Genomic DNA, 17,548 nt, shown 5'->3' on the forward strand with positions numbered 1-17,548 from the left:
AACGGCGCGGCGTCGAAATCCCATTCCCTCCCGCGAGGGACTTGCTCTAAAGAGACCGGATCGGAGGGAGACGAAGGGTGCGCATCCTTGCCATCGACACCGCGCTCGGCGCCTGCTCGGCCTGCCTGTTCGAGACCGGCGGGAACGAGCCGCTCGCGCGCGAGACCATTCCCATGGAGCGCGGGCACGCGGAGGCCCTGCTGCCCCTGATCGACCGGGTCACCTCCCAGGTGGACGGCGGGTTCGGCACCCTCGGCCGCGTCGCCGTGACGGTCGGGCCGGGCAGCTATACGGGCCTGCGGGTCGGCATCGCCGCCGCCCGCGCCATCGGGCTCGCCGCCGGGATCCCGGTGGTGGGCGTGGCGACGCTCTCCGCCTTCCTCGCGCCGCTCATGGCCGGGGAGCGGCGGGGCCTCTTCACCGCCGCCATCGACGCCAGGCACGGGCAGATCTACGTGCAGGCCATCGGCGCCGGCGGGCGCGCCATCATTCCCCCGAGCCTGATGGGTTATCGGGAGGTCATCCGCCTCCTCGGGTCCGGCCCGCTCCTGGTGGCCGGCACCGCCGCCGAGGCGCTCGCCGTCGAGGCGCGGGCGCAGGGGGTCGAGGTGGCCGTCTGCGACCAGGCGCCTGGACCCGACATCGCCTGGGTGGCGCGGCTCGGCGCCATCGCCGATCCGGCGCAGGCCCTGCCGAAGCCGCTCTACCTGCGCGAGCCGGACGCCAAGCCGCAGGACGGGGCGCGAATCGCCCGGCGATGAGCGTCCTCGGCCGGTTCCTCCAGCCGCCGGGCATCCGGATCGCCCCCCTCGGGACGGAAGCGGCCGGGCGGCTCGCGGCGATCCATGCGAGCGCCTTCGCCCGTCCCTGGAGCAGCCTGGAATTCGCCCGCCTGCTCGGCGAGCGCTCCCACGTGGCCGACGGGCTCTTCGTGGGACGGTCGGCCGAGCCCTCCGGCTTCGTGCTGTCGCGGGCGGTCCTCGACGAGGCGGAGATCCTCACCATCGCCCTCGCCCCCGCGGAGCGGGGCAGGGGCCGTTCGCGCCGGCTCCTCGACGCGCACCTGGAGGGGCTCGCCCGCCGCGGCGTGCGCCGGGTCCACCTGGAGGTGGAGGACGCCAACCGCCCGGCGCTCGCGCTCTATCGCGGGCGCGGCTTCCGCGAGACCGGCCGCAGGCCGGGCTACTACCTCAAGGAGGACGGGACGCGGGCCACGGCCCTGACCATGGCGCTGGACCTATAGCCCCGGCCCGGCGGCTCCCCTATAAGCATCTCCAGGAGTCGAATCTTGGCGGAACGGAACAGCAAGACGGCACGCATCCGACGGTCCGACGCGATCGAGCGGGCCTGCCGCGAGAAGGGCCTGCGCATGACCGGCCAGCGCCGGATCATCGCCCGCATCCTCGACGACGCCGCCGACCATCCGGACGTGGTGGAGCTGCACCGCCGGGCCGCCGCCGTGGACGAGCGGATCTCCCTCTCGACCGTCTACCGCACCGTGAAGCTCCTCGAGACGAAGGGAATCATCGAGCGGCTCGACTTCCGCGACGGCCGCTCCCGCTACGAGCAGGCGGCGCGGGAGCATCACGACCACCTCATCAACCTGGAGACCGGCGACGTGATCGAGTTCCACTCGGACGAGATCGAGGCCCTGCAGACCGAGATCGCCAGGAAGCTCGGCTACCGCGTCGTCTACCACCGGCTCGAGCTCTACGCGGTCCCTCTCGACAAGGACGAGGCGTGAGCCGGCTCGGCGTCCTCCTCAGGCTCGGCCTCCTGGGCCTCGTGGCCCTCGTCCTGATTCCGCTGCAGATGCTCGCCCTGCGCTGGAACCGGCCGGTCCTGCACCTTGCGCCCATGTGGTTCCACCGGGTGTTGCTGCGGCTCTTCAACGTGCGGGTGACCGAGCGCGGCCGCCCGCCGGGAAGCGCGCCGACCCTGGTGGTGGCGAATCACGTGTCCTGGCTCGACATCCCGGTCATCGGCTCCCTCCACCCCCTGTCCTTCATCGCCAAGTCGGAGATCGAGGGCTGGCCCGTGGTCGGGCTTCTCGCCAGGCTGCAGCGGTCGGTCTTCATCGACCGGCAGCGGCGCAAGGCGACGGCGGAGGTCAACGACGCCCTCGCCCACCGGCTGGTGAAGGGCGAGACCATCGTGCTCTTCGCGGAGGGCACCACGAGCGACGGCAACCGGCTGCTGCCCTTCCGCTCCTCCCTGGTGGGCGCGGCGCAGACCGCGCTGATGCATGACACGGTGGAGCAGGTCTTCCTCCAGCCCCTCGCCATCGCCTATATCCGCCGCGACGGCCTGCCCGTGACGCGGCGCGAGCGGCCCTTCATCGCCTGGTACGGCGACATGGAGCTCGCCCCCCATCTCCGGACCTTCCTCGAGGCCCACCCCCTGGACGTGACCGTGACCTGGGGCGAGCCGATCCCCTTCAACGGCAACCGCAAGGAGGCGACCGCGGCGGCGGAGGCCGCCGTGCGGAGCGCCCTGAAGGCGGCGTGAGCGGTCACCGTCGCTCGAACCTCCCGTCATTCCGGGGCGCCGCAGGCGAGCCCGGAATCCACGAACGCCCGCCTCGAAGGACGAGAAAAGCTGCGGCGGCCATTGCGTCCCGTCCTGCAGCGCCGACGGCTATGGGTTCCGGGCCCAGCTCTCCGGCCGTCTCGGAATGACGGGGATGGGACAAGGGGACGCGAAAGAGCCGCTATTCTCTTGTCGTCCGAAACGCTTTAAAAGAACGCTCCGTTCTCCCGTTCCGAACCCCAGCGACACAGGCCTCCCAGCGTGAAGAAAGTCTTCGTCAAATCCTACGGCTGCCAGATGAACGTCTACGACGCCGAACGCATGGCGGACGTTCTCGCGGCCGAGGGCTACAGCGAAACCGCCGCCATGGAGGAGGCCGACCTCGTCATCCTCAACACCTGCCACATCCGGGAGAAGGCGGCGGAGAAGGTCTATTCCGAGCTCGGCCGCGTCCGCAGTCTCAAGGAGGAGCGCGCCGGACACGGGCAGGAGACCAGAGTCGTGGTCGCCGGCTGCGTCGCCCAGGCCGAGGGCCGGGAGATCCTGCGCCGCGCCCCCGTGGTCGACGTGGTGGTGGGTCCCCAGAGCTACCACCACCTGCCCGAGCTCCTGCGCAAGGCGCAGACGGAGCGGGTGGTCGACACCGAGTTCCCCGTCGAGGACAAGTTCGACCACCTGCCGCAGCCGAGCCGCCAGAAGACCCTGAGCCGCGGCGTCTCGGCCTTCCTCACCATCCAGGAGGGCTGCGACAAGTTCTGCACGTTCTGTGTGGTGCCCTACACCCGCGGCGCGGAGGTCTCGCGCCCCGTGGCCCGGATCCTCGACGAGGCGGCGCGCCTCGCCGATGCCGGCGTGCGCGAGCTGACGCTCATCGGGCAGAACGTGAACGCCTATCACGGGGAAGGCCCGGACGGACGCGTCTGGTCGCTCGGACGCCTGCTCCGGCGTCTCGCCGAGGTGCCGGGCATCGCGCGGCTGCGCTACACCACGAGCCACCCCCGCGACATGGACGACGAGCTCGTCGCCGCCCACGGGGACCTCGCGGCCCTGATGCCCTACCTGCACCTGCCCGTGCAGTCGGGCTCCGACCGCATCCTCGACGCCATGAACCGCAAGCACACGGGCGACGAATACCGCCGCCTGATCGAGCGGATCCGCAGGGCGCGTCCGGACATCGCCCTGTCCTCCGACTTCATCGTCGGCTTCCCCGGCGAGACGGACGCCGATTTCGAGGAAACCATGCGGCTCGTGGCCGAGGTGGGCTTCGCCAGCTCCTTCTCCTTCAAGTACAGCCCGCGCCCGGGCACGCCCGCGGCGGAGCTCGAGGCCCAGATCCCCGAGCCGGTGAAGGCGGAGCGGCTGGCGCGGCTGCAAAACCTGTTGGAAACCCAAAGACAGGCTTTCAATCGCGGAACCGTGGGCCAGACTCTCGACGTTCTCGTGGAGAAGCCGGGCCGCCACCCGGGCCAGCTGGCGGGCAAGTCGCCCTACCTGCAGGCGGTCCATTTCGAGAGCGACGCGCACCGGATCGGCGACATCGTGACGGTCCGGATCGCCCGGGCGGGCTCCAACAGCCTGTTCGGGGAACGGGTCGGGCCCAAGGACCGGGCAGCGGCCTGAACGCCCCGCCTCCCCGGGCGGGGCACGGATCGGGCGCCTCGGCCGCCGGAAGGGGCCGCGGCCCCGGAGCATGAGGAGAGCCATTTGAGGCAAGCGGACAACGTGACCGCGCGAGCGCAGAAGGGCCGCACCCCCGCGCAGCTGCATCCCGGCGTCGAGGAGGAGGCCGAGATCATCCTCACCTTCGAAGACAACCGCCTCGCCAGCCTCGTCTTCGGCCAGTACGACCAGAACCTCGCCCATCTCGAGCGGCGGCTGAACGTGGCCGCCATCGCCAACGGCAATCGGGTCACCGTGAAGGGGACGCCGGAGAGCTCCGAGCTCGCCCGCCGGGTCCTGGAGGGCCTCTACGAGCGCGCCCGCCAGGGCATGGGCGTCGCCCTCGGGGACGTGGACGGAGCCATCGAGGAGAGCACCCTCCAGGGCAGCCTCTTCCCCGCCGAGGAGCCGACCCTGCCGGGGATCACCGCCTTCGACCAGATCGCGACCCGCAAGCGCGGCCCGGTCCGGGCCCGCAACGCGGCGCAGAACGCCTACATCAAGGCCCTCAAGCATCACGAGCTCGTCTTCGCGGAAGGACCCGCCGGCACCGGCAAGACCTGGCTTGCGGTGGGCTACGCGGTCTCCCTGCTGGAGCAGGGCCAGGCGGACCGCCTGATCCTCTCCCGCCCGGCGGTGGAGGCGGGCGAGCGGCTCGGCTTCCTGCCCGGCGACATGCGGGAGAAGGTCGATCCCTACCTGCGCCCGATCTACGACGCCCTCTACGACTTCATGGAGGCCCGGCACGTGGACCGGGGGCTCCAGACCGGCATGATCGAGATCGCGCCGCTCGCCTTCATGCGCGGGCGCACCCTCACCAACGCGGTGGTGCTCCTCGACGAGGCGCAGAACACCACCACCATGCAGATGAAGATGTTCCTCACCCGGCTCGGGGAGGGCTCGCGGATGATCGTCACCGGCGACCCGACCCAGATCGACCTGCCGCCCGGCCAGAAATCCGGCCTCGTCGAGGCGGTGCGGATCCTCGACGGGGTCGAGGGCATCGCCCGCGTCACCTTCCGGGAGCAGGACGTGGTCCGGCACGACCTCGTCCGCCGCATCGTCGCCGCCTACGACACGGATGCCCGCCGGGACCAGGCCCAGCCGCCCCGCGAGCCGGCGCGCCGGGACCAGGACCGCCGGCCGTGATCGCGGTCGAAACGGTGATCGAGGCGGGCGACTGGTCCGCTCTCCCCGGGGCGGAGGCCCTCGCCCAGCGCGCCGCGGAGGCGGCGGTCGCGGCGGCCGAGACCGACGGCGCGGACGTGGCGGGGGAGGCGCTCGAGGCGAGCGTCATGCTCACGGACGATGCGGCGATCCGGGAGCTCAACCGGGAATGGCGGGGCAAGGACAAGCCGACCAACGTGCTCTCCTTCCCGGCCCCGGAGCAGCCCGGCATCGAAGGCCCTCGCCATCTTGGCGATATTGCATTAGCCTATGAGACGCTGGTTCGCGAGGCGGAGGAGGAATCCAAGACCCTGGCGGACCATTTCGCCCATCTGATCGTCCACGGCGTCCTCCATCTTCTCGGCTACGATCACGAGGTCGAGGAGGAGGCGGAAGCCATGGAGGCCCTGGAGGTGAAGGCGCTCGCCACCCTTGGCATCGCCGATCCCTATCGCGATATGGCAGCCTGAACGCCCGTGCGTCCGGCTGAAACTCAAGGCACATGAACGAAGATCGAAGTCGCAGCGACCGCCCCGTCCGGACGAGCCCGGACCCCGACGGGCTGCGCGAGCACTGGTACGACCGGGTCCTGACCCGCCTCGGCCTGAAATCCCGCGAATCCATCCGCCACGACCTGGAGGACGCCCTCTCCGAAACCGTCGAGGACACGGACTTCTCGCCCCAGGAGCGGGCGATGCTCAAGAACGTGCTCGGCTTCCACCGCATCCGCGTCGACGACGTGATGGTGCCGCGGGCGGACATCGTGGCCGTGTCCTCCGACACCAGTCTGGGCGAGCTGCTCAGCATCTTCAGGACGGCCGGCCATTCCCGCCTGCCCGTCTACGGCGAGACCCTCGACGACCCGAAGGGGATGGTCCACATCCGCGACTTCCTCGACTTCATCGCCATGCGGGCGGACACGGGCAACGGGCGCCCGCAGGAGGACCAGGACGGCAGCCCGCCCCCCGGCCCGAACCTGGGCCAGATGGACTTCTCCATGTCCCTCGCCTCGGCCCAGATCCTGCGGCCGGTGCTGTTCGTGCCCCGCTCGATGCCCGCCATCGACCTGCTGGTGCGGATGCAGGCGACCCGCACCCACATGGCCCTCGTCATCGACGAGTACGGGGGCACGGACGGCCTGGTCTCCATCGAGGACCTGGTCGAGATGGTGGTGGGCGACATCGAGGACGAGCACGACGACGCGGCGGCCGTCGCGGTGGTGCCGAGCTCCGACGGCACCTTCATCGCCGACGCCCGGGCGAGCCTCGACGAGATCAAGGAGACCCTCGGCGTCGACCTGACGGAGGAGGAGGGTGCGGAGGACATCGACACCATCGGCGGCTTCATCGTGACGCTCGCCGGGCGCGTGCCCTCCCGCAACGAGCTGATCGAGGGGCCCGAGAACCTGGAGTTCGAGGTGCTCGACGCGGATCCCCGCCGGGTCAAGCGGCTGCGCATCCACCGCCGGGGCGCCCCCCTCGCCGCGGCGAACGGCGCCCTCCCCCCCGAGAGCACCGCCGCCGAATGAAGAGGCTCGCGCAGGCCGTGACCCTCGCCACCGGCTGGCGGCGCGGCCTCCTGGCCTGGATCGCCGGGGCCGCGGGGGCGCTCGCCATGCCCCCCCTCGGCCTCCTGCCGGCCCTCTTCCTCTCGCTCACGCCCGCGGTCTGGCTGATCGACGGCTCCGTCCGCGACACGCGCCGGGGGAGCCTCGCGGCGGCGGCGCTCGCCGGCTGGCTCTGGGGCTTCGGGTATTTCGTCGCCGGGCTGTGGTGGCTCGGCGCGGCCTTCCTCGTGGAGGCGGACCAGTTCGCCTGGGCCCTGCCCTTCGGCGTCCTCGGCCTGCCGGCCCTGCTCGCCTTCTTTCCCGCCTTCGGCTTCGCCCTCGCCCGCCTGCTGTGGTCGCCGGGGGCGGGGCGGCTCTTCGCCTTCGCCTTCGCGCTCACCGCGAGCGAGTGGCTGCGCGGCCATCTCTTCACGGGATTTCCCTGGAACGCCCTCGGCATGGCGCTCGGCCAGAACCTCTGGCTGATGCAGAGCGCCTCCCTCGTCGGCCTCTACGGGCTGACCGTCCTCGCGACCGCGACCGGCGCGGCGCCTGCCCTCCTCGCCTCGGACGGGCCGGCCCGCAGGCGCTGGGGCGCGCCCGTCCTCGCCGCCGCGCTGCTCGCCGCCATGGCCGGCTTCGGCGCCTGGCGGGTTCCCGCCGACCCGCTGCCCTCCGTGCCCGGGGTGCGCCTTCGCCTGATGCAGCCGAACCTGCCGCAGGACGCCAAGTTCCACCCGGGCAACCGGCAGGCGATCATGCAGCGCTACCTGGCCTTGAGCGCCAGCCGGCCGCTCGGCGTCTCCGGGGACGCGGCGGCGCCGACCCACATCGTCTGGCCCGAATCCGCCTTTCCCTTCCTGCTCCACCGCAGCCCGGCCGAGCTCAACCAGATCGCCACCCTGCTGCCGCCGGGCACGCATCTCGTCACCGGCGCCGCCCGCATGGACGATCCCCTGCCCGGCGAGGAGGTGGGCAAGTTCTACAACGCCATCCAGGTGATCGACGACCGCGGCACCATCCTCGGCTCCTACGACAAGGTCCACCTGGTGCCCTTCGGCGAATACGTGCCGAAATTCCTCGACGCGCTCATCAGGGCGATGGGGCTGCGCCAGTTCGTGCACATCCCCGGCGGGTTCGAGCCGAGCGGGCGCCGCACGACCCTCACCGTGCCGGGCCTGCCGCCGGTGGCTGCGACAATCTGCTACGAGGCGATCTTTCCCGGCGAGTTCATGCCGGAGGGGCCGCGCCCGCAGCTCATCCTCAACGTGACCAACGACGCCTGGTTCGGCAGAACGCCCGGGCCCTACCAGCACTTCGCCCAGGCCCGTCTGCGCGCGGTGGAGGAGGGGCTGCCCCTCGTCCGCGACGCGAATACGGGGATCTCCGCCGTGGTCGATCCCTACGGCCGCGTGACCGCGAGCCTGCCGCTGGGCGCCGAGGGCGTCCTCGACGCCGACCTGCCCGCCGCCATTCCGGCTCCGGTCCAGGCGCGCGCCGGCACGTTTGCTTTGACGGCCATGCTTCTGATCTGCTTAATGGCGGCGATGGCGCTTCGCGGTTCGCGGCCCCGTCGTGAGTAATTCCGCTGACCTAAGGGAATTTCGAAGGAAGCGTGCGCTGATGAAGAAGTCGACCGGCTCCATCGACAAGGAAATCGGAAGCAGGGTGCGCATGCGCCGGATCTCGGTCGGCATGAGCCAGGAGAAGCTCGGCGACCTGCTCGGCCTGACCTTCCAGCAGGTCCAGAAATACGAGAAGGGCACCAACCGCATCAGCGCGAGCCGCCTCGTCGACATCGCGAAGATCCTCGGCGTCGACATCCATTTCTTCTTCAACGGCATCCAGAGCGGCAAGGAGGGTTCCGGCTTCGCCGAGGAGAGCTCTCCCTACATCTCCGACGTCATGTCGACCCCGGAAGGGCTGCAGCTCGTCCGCACGTTCACGGCGATCAAGAACCCGAGGGTCCGCAAGAGCATCGTCCAGCTCGTCTCCGCCCTGGCCGCCCAGGAGGGGGAGGAGGCGGAGCGTTCGTCGTAACGAACGCGTTCGCTTGACCTTTCCAACGCTCTGCGGCATGACCATCTTCAAAGGCCTACGGCGGTAGGCGGTGATTTCTCGTTTTTTTGAAGGGGCGAGCGTCGTGCGGCGGTCAAGCTATCTGTTCACCAGCGAGTCGGTTTCCGAGGGCCATCCGGACAAGGTCTGCGACCGGATCTCGGACGCGGTCGTCGACGCCTATCTCGCCGCCGAGCCCGAGGCCCGCGTGGCCTGCGAGACCCTCGCCACCACCAACCGCGTGGTCATCGCCGGCGAGGTGCGCGGCCCCGAATCGATCACCAAGGACCGGGTGATCGAGCTCGCCCGGGACGCGATCAAGGACATCGGCTACGAGCAGGAAGGCTTCCACTGGAAGAACGCGGACGTGTCCGTGTACCTCCATGCCCAGTCGGCCCACATCGCCCAGGGCGTGGACGCCTCCGGCAACAAGGACGAGGGCGCGGGCGACCAGGGCATCATGTTCGGCTATGCCTGCAACGAGACGCCCGAGCTCATGCCGGCGCCGATCTTCTATGCCCACAAGATCCTCGAGGACCTGACCCAGGCCCGCAAGGCCAAGGCGAACGGCGCCTCCGTCCTCGGCCCCGACGCCAAGAGCCAGGTGACCGTGCGCTACGAGAACGGCAGGCCGGTCGGCGTGACCCAGATCGTGCTGTCGACCCAGCACCTGGACGAGAAGCTCACCTCCGACGACGTGCGCGAGATCGTGGAGCCCTACATCCGCAAGACCTTGCCCGCCGGCTGGGTCACGCCCGAGACCGTGTGGCACGTGAACCCCACCGGCAAGTTCGTGATCGGCGGGCCCGACGGCGACTGCGGCCTCACCGGCCGCAAGATCATCGTGGACACCTACGGCGGCGCGGCGCCCCACGGCGGCGGCGCCTTCTCCGGCAAGGACCCGACCAAGGTGGACCGCTCGGCCGCCTACGCGGCGCGCTATCTCGCGAAGAACGTGGTGGCGGCCGGCCTCGCCGAGCGCTGCACCCTGCAGCTCTCCTACGCCATCGGCGTCGCCAAGCCCCTGTCGATCTACGTGGACCTGCACGGGACCGGCCGGGTGGACGAGGGCCGGCTCGAGACCGTCCTGATGGACGCGATGGACCTGTCGCCCCGCGGCATCCGCACGCATCTCGGCCTCAACCGGCCGATCTACGCCCGCACCGCGGCCTACGGCCATTTCGGCCGCAAGCCCGACAGCGAGGGCGGCTTCTCCTGGGAGCGCACCGACCTCGCCGACGCCCTCAAGGCGGCGCTCGCCTGACCGCCATGACCGAAGCCTCCGAACGGGCCGGCGCCTTCTTCGGGCGCCGGAAGGGAAAGAGGCTGCGCGCCGGCCAGGACGACCTGATCCGCACCCTCCTCCCCGCCCTGCGCGTCGACCCGAGGACGGCGCCCGACGCGCAGTTCCCCCGCGCCGGACGGGAGACCTGGCTCGAGATCGGCTTCGGCGGCGGCGAGCACCTCGCCGCCCAGGCCCGCGCCCACCGGGACGTGAACGTCATCGGCTGCGAGCCGTTCGTGAACGGCATGGCGAAGCTCCTCGCCGCGGTCGACCAGGAGAAGCTCGACAACGTCCGCGTCTGGGACGAGGACGTGACCGACCTCCTGCCCCAGCTGCCCGAGGCCTGCCTCGACCGGGTCTACATCCTCTATCCCGATCCGTGGCCCAAGCGCCGGCAGCGCAAGCGCCGGCTCGTCTCCGACGAGACCCTGAAGGCGCTCGCCCGCGTCATGAAGCCGGGCGCGGAGCTGCGCTTCGCCAGCGACATCGACAACTATGTGGGCTGGGTCCTGGCCCGCGTGCTCCGCTCCCCCGACTTCCGCTGGATCGCCGAGCGCCCGGACGACTGGCGGAAGCCTTACGAGGGCTGGCCCGGCACCCGCTACGAGGCCAAGGCGATCCGCGAAGGCCGCGTGCCGAGCTATCTGCGCATCGTGCGGGTGTGACGGATCGTCGTCCCGGGACGCGGGAAACGCCGCAGCGACGGCCTTCTTGTCTTTCGGGCGCGGAATCGCTATATCCCTGATGTCAGCTCCGGTTGCAGTGTGAACTGCCGTTCGAGAGTGGGCCCCGCCGGGTCCGCTCTTTTTTATTGCCGCGGCCGGAGCGCAGGAACCTTTGAGAGATGGCACGCAGCCCATGGCGAACGATCGCGACAAGCGTCTGGTGACGGAATCCGGCGTGGCCGCCCGCGTCGCGGCCATCGTCGAGCCGGTGATCGAGGACCTGGGCTTCAACCTGGTGCGGGTCCGCGTGACCGGCACCAACGGCTGCACGGTGCAGATCATGGCGGAACGGCCGGACGGCACCATGTCGGTCGATGAATGCGAGGCGGTGAGCCGGGCCCTTTCGCCGGTTCTCGACCTCGAAGATCCGATCGATCGGGAGTATTATCTCGAAATCTCCTCCCCCGGGATCGACCGCCCCCTGGTGCGCGTGAGCGACTTCGAGCGGTGGACCGGCCACGAGGCGAAGATCGAGCTGGCCGTCCCCCTCAACGGCCGCAAGCGCTTCCGAGGCATCCTCCGGGGCGTCGGCGACGGAACCGTCGCGGTCGAGCTGCCGGACGTGAAGGAGGGCGAGGAGCGCACCGTGCATCTGCCCCTGGCGGATCTCGGCGAGGCCCACCTCGTCCTGACCGACGAACTGATCCGCGAATCCCTGCGCCGGGGCTCGGCGCCGCCGGCGGAGGGCGCCGGAGAGGACGAACACGATTCACAGGCGGAGCCGGCGCCTCGTCCGCGCGGCCCGCAGAAGAAGACGAAGAAGGAGTGACCTCGATGGCAGTCAGCGCCAACAGGCTTGAGCTCTTGCAGATCGCCGATGCGGTCGCGCGCGAGAAGGTGATCGACAAGCAGATCGTGCTGGACGCCATGGCGGACGCCATCGCGAAGGCCGCGCGCTCCCGCTACGGCGCCGAGACCGACATCCACGCGGAGATCAACCCCAAGACCGGCGAGCTGCGCCTGTCCCGCCACCTCCTGGTGGTCGACGACGGCGCGCTCGAGAACGATTCCCGCGAGATCACCCTCTCCGAGGCCCGCAGCCGCCACAACCCGGCGGCGCAGGTGGGCGACACCATCGCCGAGACCCTGCCGCCCTTCGATTTCGGCCGCATCGCGGCGCAGTCGGCCAAGCAGGTGATCGTGCAGAAGGTGCGCGACGCCGAGCGCGACCGCCAGTACCAGGAATACAAGGACCGCATCGGCGAGGTGGTGAACGGCGTCGTCAAGCGGGTCGAGTACGGCAACGTGATCGTCGACCTCGGCCGGGGCGAGGCCATCGTGCGCCGCGACGAGCTGATCCCCCGCGAGACCTTCCGCCCCGGCGACCGCATCCGTGCCTACCTGTTCGACGTGCGCCGCGAGGCGCGCGGGCCGCAGATCTTCCTCTCGCGCACCCATCCGCAGTTCATGGCGAAGCTCTTCGCGCAGGAGGTGCCGGAGATCTACGACGGCATCGTCTCGGTGCAGGCGGTCGCCCGCGATCCGGGCTCCCGCGCCAAGATCGCCGTGACCTCCCGCGACTCCTCCATCGACCCGGTCGGCGCCTGCGTCGGCATGCGCGGCTCCCGCGTCCAGGCGGTGGTCGGCGAGCTCCAGGGCGAGAAGATCGACATCATTCCCTGGTCGCCCGACCAGGCGACCTTCATCGTCAACGCGCTCCAGCCGGCGGAAGTGGTCAAGGTGGTGCTCGACGAGGAGGCCGACCGCATCGAGGTGGTGGTGCCCGACGACCAGCTCTCCCTCGCCATCGGCCGCCGCGGCCAGAACGTGCGCCTCGCCTCGCAGCTCACCGGCTGGGACATCGACATCCTCACCGAGGCCGAGGAATCGGAGCGCCGCCAGAAGGAGTTCGCGGAGCGGACCGAGCTGTTCATGAACGCCCTCGACGTGGACGAGGTGGTGGGCCAGCTCCTCGCCTCGGAGGGCTTCCGCTCGGTCGAGGAGATCGCCTATGTCGATCCGTCCGAAGTCGCCTCCATCGAGGGCTTCGACGAGGACACCGCGAGCGAGATCCAGAGCCGCGCCCGCGACTACCTCGCCCGCATCGAGGCGGAGAACGAGGCCCGCCGCAAGGAGCTCGGCGTCTCGGACGACCTGAAGGAGATCGAGGGCGTCACCACGGCCATGCTCGTGGCGCTGGGCGAGAACGACATCAAGACGGTCGAGGACCTGGCCGGCTGCGCCACCGACGACCTCGTGGGCTGGACGGAGGGCCGCGGCCAGGACGCCACCCGCTATGCCGGGGCGCTCGACGGCTTCGACCTGTCCCGCGCCGAGGCGGAGGCCATGATCATGGCCGCCCGCGTGAAGGCCGGCTGGATCGAGGCGCCCGCGGAGACGGCGGAAACCGAGGGGTCGGCGGACGAGGCCGAAACCGAGGCCCAGCCCTCCTGACGGCCATGGCGAGCGCATCGTGCGGACCCAGCGGGCCGCGCTGGCGAAAGGCGGACCCGGTTTTCCGCTCCGGACGATGCGCAGTTCTGGAAAGGGAGCATCGAATGGATCCCAAAGGTGGACTCCCCACTTTTGGGTCCGATGCGAGCGAGGTTACACCCCGTGCCGCGGCATGAACCGGAGCGCACCTGCATCGTCACCCGGGCGGTTCGCCCCCCGGCGGAGCTGATCCGCTTCGTCCTGGGGCCCGACCGGGAGGTCGTGCCCGACCTCAGGCACAGGCTGCCGGGGCGGGGCGTGTGGGTCGGCGCCCGGCAGGACCTGGTGGAGGAGGCGGTCAGGCGCCGCCTCTTCGCCCGCGCCTTCAAGGCGGAGGTGAAGGTCCCGGAGAGCCTGCCCGGCGACATCCGGGAGGCTTTGCGGACCGACCTGCGCCAGAGCCTGTCCCTCGCCAACAAGGCGGGGGCGGTGGTCACCGGGTTCCACAAGGTGGAGGCGGCCATCGCGGAAAAGCCCCTCGCCGCCCTTATTCATGCCGCAGAAGCGGCCGAAGATGGGCGAAGAAAGATCGCAAACCAGTTGCGAAAACGCCTCGGCGACGCAATATCTAGCTTTCCGGTCGTCCAAGTATTGTCGAATGACGAATTGGATTTGGCATTAGGCCGGTCACATGTGATACATGCTGCCCTCGTCGCGGGCGCTGGGAGCGACGGCTTTCTGAACCGCTGGCATCGTTACCGCACCTATTGCGGCCTCGATGCCGATCAGGCTGGCCTCGATCTCGAGACCGGCGAACCCACGATTTTGAAACCCGCAGGATATTGAGCGGAATGAGCGATACGAAGAATCCGGGCGACAAGACACTCCACGTGTCGTCCAAGACGCTTTCACTGAAGCGACCCGTCGAGCAGGGCGTGGTGCGCCAGAGCTTCTCCCATGGCCGCTCCAAGGCGGTCGTGGTCGAGACGGTGAAGCGTCGCCCCGTCGGCCCCGGCGGAGCGCCTGAACAGACCAAGGCGGCCCCGCCTCCGGCCGCGCCGGCCCCGGCCCAGCCGAAGCCGGCCCAGCCGCAGCAGGGCCGCGGGCAGCGCCCGGGAGCGCCCGCCGCCAACGCGCCGCGGTCGGGAGTGGTGCTGCGCACCCTCTCGGAGCAGGAGCGCGACGCCCGCGCCATGGCGCTGGCCGACGCCCGCCGCCGCGAGGAGGAGGACCGCAAGCGCCAGGAGGAGGAAGCCCGCCGCCGCGCCGAGCGCGAGGCCGCCGAGGCCCGCGAGCGCGAGGCCGCCGAGGCCCGCAAGCGCGAGGAGGACGAGCGCCGCCGCCAGGAGGACGAGCGCAAGCGCCGCGCCGAGGAGGAGGCCCGCCGCCGTCTCGGCGAGGAGCCCGCTCCTGCCCGCCAGGCCGCCGCGCCCGCCCCCGCAGGCCGCGGTCCCGGCGCCGGGCCCCGTCCCGCCGGCGAGCGCACGGGCGACCGTTCCGGTCCGCGTCCGGCCGGCGCCGGCCCGCGTCCCGGTTTCGGCGGACCGCGCCCCGGCGGCAACGACGGCCGCCGGCCGCCGAGCCTCAACCACATGGCCCGCCCGGCCGCCCCGGCCATTCCGGAGCCCACCGCGGCCAAGCCCAACGCCCGCACGGCTCCGCCCGTGGCGGCCCGCGCCGTCGAGATCGACGACGAGGACAATCCGCGCGCCGCGCGGCGTCCCGGTGCCGCGGCGAAGCCCGCCGCCCTGCCCAAGGCCCCGAAGGCCGCCCCCGGCGAGGAGAAGCGCCGCGGCCGCCTGACCCTGACGAACGCCCTCGCCGGCGACGAGGAGCGGACCCGCTCCGTCGCGTCCTTCCGCCGCCGCAACCAGCGCCTCACCGGCCACCGCCCGGTCGAGCAGAAGGAGAAGATCGCCCGCGAGGTCACGATCCCGGAGACGATCACCATCCAGGAGCTCGCCAACCGCATGTCGGAGCGCGCCGTGGACGTGATCAAGTTCCTGATGAAGCAGGGACAGATGCACAAGATCACCGACGTGATCGACGCGGACACCGCCCAGCTCGTGGCGGAGGAGCTCGGCCACACGGTGAAGCGCGTCGCCGAGTCGGACGTCGAGGAGGGCCTGTTCGACACGCCGGACGTGGACGAGAACCTGCAGCCGCGTCCGCCGGTCGTGACCATCATGGGCCACGTCGACCACGGCAAGACCTCGCTGCTCGACGCGATCCGCAAGACCAATGTGGTCTCCGGCGAGGCCGGCGGCATCACGCAGCACATCGGCGCCTACCAGGTGACCTCGCCCCTCGGCGGCAAGATCACCTTCATCGACACCCCCGGCCACGCGGCCTTCACCGCCATGCGCGCCCGCGGCGCCAAGGTGACGGACATCGTGGTGCTGGTGGTGGCCGCCGACGACGGCGTCATGCCGCAGACGATCGAGGCCATCGCCCACGCCAAGGCGGCGGGGGTGCCGCTCATCGTGGCGATCAACAAGATCGACAAGCCCGAGGCCAATCCCCAGCGGGTCCGCACCGAGCTCCTCAGCCACGAGGTCGTGGTGGAATCCATGGGCGGCGACACCCTCGAGTTCGAGGTCTCGGCCAAGACCGGCCAGGGGCTCGACTCCCTGCTCGAAGGCCTCCAGCTCCAGGCGGAGATCCTCGAGCTCAGGGCCAATCCCGACCGCTCCGCGGAAGGCACGGTCATCGAGGCCAAGCTCGACCGCGGCCGGGGCCCCGTGGCCACGGTCCTCGTCCAGCGCGGCACCCTGCGCACGGGCGACATCGTGGTGGCGGGCGCCGAGTGGGGCCGCGTGCGCGCGCTCATCAACGACCTGGGCAGCACCGTGAAGGAGGCGGGCCCCTCGGTTCCCGTGGAGGTCCTCGGCTTCAACGGCACGCCGGAGGCGGGCGACCGCGTCGCGGTGGTGGAATCGGAAGCCCGCGCCCGCGAGATCACCGAGTACCGCGCCCGCCAGAAGCGCGAACGGCAGGCGGCCCGCATGGGCGCGGCCGGCCGGACGCTGGCCGACATGATGCGCGACCTGAAGGCCGGAGCGGGCCGCAAGGAATTCCCGCTCGTGGTGCGCGCGGACGTGCAGGGCTCGGCGGAAGCCATCGTCGGCGCCCTGGAGAAGCTCGGCACCGAAGAGGTGGGAGCCCGCGTGGTCCAGGCCGGCGTCGGCGGCATCTCGGAATCGGACGTCACCCTGGCGGAGGCCTCCGGCGCCATCATCCTCGGCTTCAACGTGCGCGCCCACAAGGAGGCGCGCGAGGCGGCCGAGCGGACCGGGGTCGAGATCCGCTACTACAACATCATCTACGACCTCGTGGATGACGTGAAGGCGGCGATGTCGGGCCTGCTCGCCCCGACGCTCCGCGAGGAGCGGCTCGGCGAGGCGCAGATCCTCGAGGTGTTCAACGTGTCCAAGGTCGGCAAGGTCGCCGGCTGCCGCGTCCTCGACGGCGTGGTCCAGCGCGGCGCCCATGTCCGCCTCATCCGCGACAACGTGGTCATCCACGAAGGCAAGCTGTCCCAGCTCAAGCGCTTCAAGGACGATGCCCGCGAGGTCACGGCCGGCCAGGATTGCGGCATGGCCTTCGAGAACTACCAGGACATGCGCGTCGGCGACGTGATCGAGTGCTACCGCGTGGAAGAGGTGAAGCGGACGCTGTAAGGCCGCTTCTCCGCCGCCCGAAAAACGCAAGCGCCATGGCCGGGCCCGTCCCGGCCATGCGCTCTTTTGAACGATCCGGTCCAATCCCGGAGGCTTGAAAATGGCAAAACGCTTCGAACAGACCGCCGGACCTTCCCAGCGCCAGCAGCGCGTCGCCGAGCTCGTGCGCCACGCGCTCGCGGAGGTCCTTTCCCGCGGCGACCTGCAGGACGAGGTGCTGACGAGGAACGTCATCACCATCCCCGAGGTGCGCATGTCGCCGGACCTGAAGCTCGCCACCGCCTACGTGATGCCGCTCGGCGGCAAGGACGAGGACGCGGTGCTGAAGGCCCTGGAGCGGAACAAGAAGGTCCTGCGCCAGGAGGTCGCCCACCGCGTCAACCTGAAGTTCGCCCCGGACCTGCGCTTCCGCCGCGACGAGAGCTTCGACGAGGCCGCGCGGATCGACGCGCTGCTGCGCTCCGAGAAGGTGACGCGCGACACGGCCAGACCCGCCGACGACGCAGCCGACGACAACGACGAGTGA

17 protein-coding genes are annotated in these 17,548 nt (G+C 70.7%); all 17 read left to right on the plus strand.

Annotated features, from left to right (window positions below; translation table 11 throughout):
- The first annotated feature begins 77 nt into the window (after positions 1-77).
- Positions 78-761 (plus strand): tRNA (adenosine(37)-N6)-threonylcarbamoyltransferase complex dimerization subunit type 1 TsaB, encoded by a 684-nt coding sequence (gene tsaB / locus GDR74_RS01105; RefSeq protein WP_152584572.1) that lies wholly within the window; start codon positions 78-80, stop codon positions 759-761.
- The gene (locus tag GDR74_RS01110) at positions 758-1,243 is read left to right on the plus strand and encodes a GNAT family N-acetyltransferase (protein WP_152584573.1); all 486 of its coding nucleotides are present in this window, start codon (positions 758-760) and stop codon (positions 1,241-1,243) included. Before tsaB ends, GDR74_RS01110 begins: the two co-directional genes overlap by 4 nt.
- Before the next feature lie 45 nt (positions 1,244-1,288).
- Positions 1,289-1,744 carry a Fur family transcriptional regulator gene (locus GDR74_RS01115; protein ID WP_425486937.1) on the plus strand — a complete coding sequence of 152 codons (456 nt, stop codon included), beginning with the start codon at positions 1,289-1,291 and terminating at the stop codon, positions 1,742-1,744.
- A complete protein-coding gene (gene olsA, locus GDR74_RS01120) occupies positions 1,741-2,508 on the plus strand; it encodes a lyso-ornithine lipid O-acyltransferase (RefSeq protein ID WP_152584574.1) in 768 nt (255 codons plus the stop codon). Before GDR74_RS01115 ends, olsA begins: the two co-directional genes overlap by 4 nt.
- A gap of 282 nt (positions 2,509-2,790) precedes the next feature.
- A complete protein-coding gene (gene miaB, locus GDR74_RS01125; protein ID WP_152584575.1) occupies positions 2,791-4,149 on the plus strand; it encodes a tRNA (N6-isopentenyl adenosine(37)-C2)-methylthiotransferase MiaB in 1,359 nt (452 codons plus the stop codon).
- An 84-nt stretch (positions 4,150-4,233) separates the two neighbouring features.
- The gene (locus GDR74_RS01130; protein WP_152584576.1) at positions 4,234-5,337 is read left to right on the plus strand and encodes a PhoH family protein; all 1,104 of its coding nucleotides are present in this window, start codon (positions 4,234-4,236) and stop codon (positions 5,335-5,337) included.
- Positions 5,334-5,825, plus strand: coding sequence for an rRNA maturation RNase YbeY (gene ybeY / locus GDR74_RS01135; RefSeq protein WP_152584577.1), 492 nt, complete (start codon positions 5,334-5,336; stop codon positions 5,823-5,825). Before GDR74_RS01130 ends, ybeY begins: the two co-directional genes overlap by 4 nt.
- A 32-nt stretch (positions 5,826-5,857) precedes the next feature.
- Positions 5,858-6,883 (plus strand): hemolysin family protein, encoded by a 1,026-nt coding sequence (locus tag GDR74_RS01140; RefSeq protein WP_152584578.1) that lies wholly within the window; start codon positions 5,858-5,860, stop codon positions 6,881-6,883.
- Positions 6,880-8,484, plus strand: coding sequence for an apolipoprotein N-acyltransferase (gene lnt, locus GDR74_RS01145; protein WP_152584579.1), 1,605 nt, complete (start codon positions 6,880-6,882; stop codon positions 8,482-8,484). Before GDR74_RS01140 ends, lnt begins: the two co-directional genes overlap by 4 nt.
- 40 nt (positions 8,485-8,524) lie before the next feature.
- On the plus strand, positions 8,525-8,941 hold the full coding sequence (locus GDR74_RS01150; protein ID WP_152584580.1) for a helix-turn-helix domain-containing protein: 417 nt from the start codon (positions 8,525-8,527) through the stop codon (positions 8,939-8,941).
- A 103-nt stretch (positions 8,942-9,044) separates the two neighbouring features.
- Entirely contained in the window at positions 9,045-10,223 is a 1,179-nt protein-coding gene (metK, locus tag GDR74_RS01155; RefSeq protein WP_152584581.1) for a methionine adenosyltransferase, read from the plus strand.
- A 5-nt stretch (positions 10,224-10,228) separates the two neighbouring features.
- Entirely contained in the window at positions 10,229-10,909 is a 681-nt protein-coding gene (gene trmB, locus GDR74_RS01160; protein WP_152584582.1) for a tRNA (guanine(46)-N(7))-methyltransferase TrmB, read from the plus strand.
- A gap of 193 nt (positions 10,910-11,102) precedes the next feature.
- Positions 11,103-11,738 carry a ribosome maturation factor RimP gene (gene rimP / locus GDR74_RS01165; protein WP_152584583.1) on the plus strand — a complete coding sequence of 212 codons (636 nt, stop codon included), beginning with the start codon at positions 11,103-11,105 and terminating at the stop codon, positions 11,736-11,738.
- A 5-nt stretch (positions 11,739-11,743) separates the two neighbouring features.
- Positions 11,744-13,363, plus strand: coding sequence for a transcription termination factor NusA (gene nusA / locus GDR74_RS01170; RefSeq protein ID WP_152584584.1), 1,620 nt, complete (start codon positions 11,744-11,746; stop codon positions 13,361-13,363).
- A 141-nt stretch (positions 13,364-13,504) separates the two neighbouring features.
- The gene (locus GDR74_RS01175; protein ID WP_152584585.1) at positions 13,505-14,188 is read left to right on the plus strand and encodes an RNA-binding protein; all 684 of its coding nucleotides are present in this window, start codon (positions 13,505-13,507) and stop codon (positions 14,186-14,188) included.
- A gap of 5 nt (positions 14,189-14,193) precedes the next feature.
- Positions 14,194-17,022 (plus strand): translation initiation factor IF-2, encoded by a 2,829-nt coding sequence (infB, locus tag GDR74_RS01180; protein ID WP_152584586.1) that lies wholly within the window; start codon positions 14,194-14,196, stop codon positions 17,020-17,022.
- Between the two features lie 100 nt (positions 17,023-17,122).
- A complete protein-coding gene (gene rbfA, locus GDR74_RS01185; RefSeq protein ID WP_152584587.1) occupies positions 17,123-17,548 on the plus strand; it encodes a 30S ribosome-binding factor RbfA in 426 nt (141 codons plus the stop codon).

This window comes from Microvirga thermotolerans (genome assembly GCF_009363855.1).
GTDB classification, from domain to species: Bacteria; Pseudomonadota; Alphaproteobacteria; order Rhizobiales; family Beijerinckiaceae; genus Microvirga; species Microvirga thermotolerans.

Bases quoted from the DNA above. Each gene is read 5' to 3' on its own strand.
- GDR74_RS01110 (WP_152584573.1), top strand. From the start codon at position 758: ATGAGCGTCCTCGGCCGGTTCCTCCAGCCGCCGGGCATCCGGATCGCC.
- GDR74_RS01140 (WP_152584578.1), top strand. From the start codon at position 5,858: ATGAACGAAGATCGAAGTCGCAGCGACCGCCCCGTCCGGACGAGCCCG.
- lnt (WP_152584579.1), top strand. From the start codon at position 6,880: ATGAAGAGGCTCGCGCAGGCCGTGACCCTCGCCACCGGCTGGCGGCGC.
- GDR74_RS01150 (WP_152584580.1), top strand. From the start codon at position 8,525: ATGAAGAAGTCGACCGGCTCCATCGACAAGGAAATCGGAAGCAGGGTG.
- trmB (WP_152584582.1), top strand. From the start codon at position 10,229: ATGACCGAAGCCTCCGAACGGGCCGGCGCCTTCTTCGGGCGCCGGAAG.
- rimP (WP_152584583.1), top strand. From the start codon at position 11,103: ATGGCGAACGATCGCGACAAGCGTCTGGTGACGGAATCCGGCGTGGCC.
- nusA (WP_152584584.1), top strand. From the start codon at position 11,744: ATGGCAGTCAGCGCCAACAGGCTTGAGCTCTTGCAGATCGCCGATGCG.
- GDR74_RS01175 (WP_152584585.1), top strand. From the start codon at position 13,505: ATGCGAGCGAGGTTACACCCCGTGCCGCGGCATGAACCGGAGCGCACC.
- infB (WP_152584586.1), top strand. From the start codon at position 14,194: ATGAGCGATACGAAGAATCCGGGCGACAAGACACTCCACGTGTCGTCC.
- rbfA (WP_152584587.1), top strand. From the start codon at position 17,123: ATGGCAAAACGCTTCGAACAGACCGCCGGACCTTCCCAGCGCCAGCAG.